The following is a 1,782-nucleotide window of genomic DNA, read 5'->3' on the forward strand; positions in this document are numbered from 1 at the left end:
TTATTAACCGATTTATATATATAAATCATAAATTTTAAAATCATGAAAAAATTATCATTTATTTTTTTAATGTTATTTAGTATAACATTGTTTGCTAACAATTCAAATCCATTAGTCAAAAAAGATTTAAATCCAGAAAAGAATTTAGATTCTATTGAAATTATAGATTCTACTAAAATCCTAGACCCTACTGAGGATTGTGACTGTCAACTAGAAATAACAGAAAAAGATGGTTATTGGCAAGTATCATGTTATGCAACAGCATTTAATACAATTACAAAGGAGTATCACAAAGTGAATTCTATAGGTACTGGTGAAACAAAAGAAGAAGCAACACAAAGATGTTATTCAAATGCTCTTTTTTGGTTAAATCTTTTGATAGAGTAATGAGAATAGCTGCAATTAATAACATTGACTTTTAAATAAGGTTTCTACCAATTTTGCAAAACTCAATTTATAAAAAACAGCTTTAGTTTTCTATCTAAAGCTGTTTTTAAAAAATAAAAACTATGATAAAACAATACACACTATATTTTTTAATCTTTTTGAATTTTTCAAGTTTTTCACAACAAAACAATGAAATAAATTTTTATAAAATAGAATATTTAGAGACAGTTATTCATCCTTTTTTAGATGAACAACAGCAAAATTCAAATTATACATTAAATCTATTTGTTAATTTAAATAGATCAGTATTTAATTTAAAAACAGAGATTGATACATCTCCTCAGGTCATAGAAAATAAGACAAAAAAAGGTAAGGCAAGCATATCTTATACTCCATCAGGTGAAAACTGGGGTGTAACATATAAAGATTACCAAACTAAAAAAATGTTTTTTAAATACTCTAACCGTCATACAGTTGTAGATTCATTATCCGCTATTTTTAATTGGGAAATTAAAGATGAAACCAAAGAATTACTTGGCTATAATTGTCAAAAGGCCACAATGAATTTTAGAGGGCGCGATTATACAGCTTGGTTTACAAGTGATTTGCCTGTCGGTGGCCCTTGGAAATATGACGGTTTACCAGGCATGATTTTAGAAATTAAATCTGCAGATGGTTTTATTAAATTTAAGGCATTAAGTATTAAAAATAATACCCTTAAAAATAATATCTTAGAAAATCCATTTAATAAAACTAATAAATATACCTCTTGGCAAGACTATAAGGATTTTTATAAAAAGCGAGCAATTAGAGGGTTTAGTTATAGACCTGCAGAGTCTTCTAGAGGGGTAGAATACTCAAGAGGTGGCATAGAAATTTATATTGATTACGATGATGAAGAGTATAATAAAATTTTAGAGCGCTATCGCAAAAACAACAACTAAGTAAATGATTAATAAATCTTGTTAATGTTAAACAGTTGTAGACTTATATGTTGTAGTATTGTTTTTTTAATTTTAAGCTTTTTTAATACTACTTATGCTCAAATAATAAAAGGATCTGTTACAGATATAAACAAAGCTTTTAGAAATGAGAAATATTGCACTTAAACAGAAGCTAGAGTTCAAGGGTTAGATCACTGTGTTGTTAGATAATTGAAACAAAATACATTTTGAGACTTCTCCTATATTAAGGGCAATACAATATGGAATAAATTAAAATGCACAAAGATTAAATTAACTATAAAATAATTTTTAGTAACACTTGTCAAAACATAAGATTGTTAAATTTTAAAGTTTATTTCACAAATTATTACGGTTTTTCCGTAATTTTTTTAAAAAATAAAAAATTCAGATTTTTCTTATGTTTTTTTGTGGATTCTATTTTTTTTTTTTT

General features: G+C 25.7%; 2 protein-coding genes. Both read left to right on the top strand.

The annotated features are described in order from the left end of the window. The first annotated feature begins 42 nt into the window (after positions 1-42). Positions 43-387 (top strand): hypothetical protein, encoded by a 345-nt coding sequence (locus K8Z87_RS13750; RefSeq protein WP_227478153.1) that lies wholly within the window; start codon positions 43-45, stop codon positions 385-387. 122 nt (positions 388-509) lie between these two features. After that, positions 510-1,331 (top strand): GLPGLI family protein, encoded by an 822-nt coding sequence (locus tag K8Z87_RS13755; protein WP_227478154.1) that lies wholly within the window; start codon positions 510-512, stop codon positions 1,329-1,331. Positions 1,332-1,782: the final 451 nt, after the last annotated feature.

It is taken from the genome of Winogradskyella immobilis (assembly GCF_021887715.1).
Lineage (GTDB): Bacteria > Bacteroidota > Bacteroidia > Flavobacteriales > Flavobacteriaceae > Winogradskyella > Winogradskyella immobilis.

Coding starts and splice junctions, on each gene's coding strand:
- K8Z87_RS13750 (WP_227478153.1), top strand. CDS start 43: ATGAAAAAATTATCATTTATTTTTTTAATGTTATTTAGTATAACATTG.
- K8Z87_RS13755 (WP_227478154.1), top strand. CDS start 510: ATGATAAAACAATACACACTATATTTTTTAATCTTTTTGAATTTTTCA.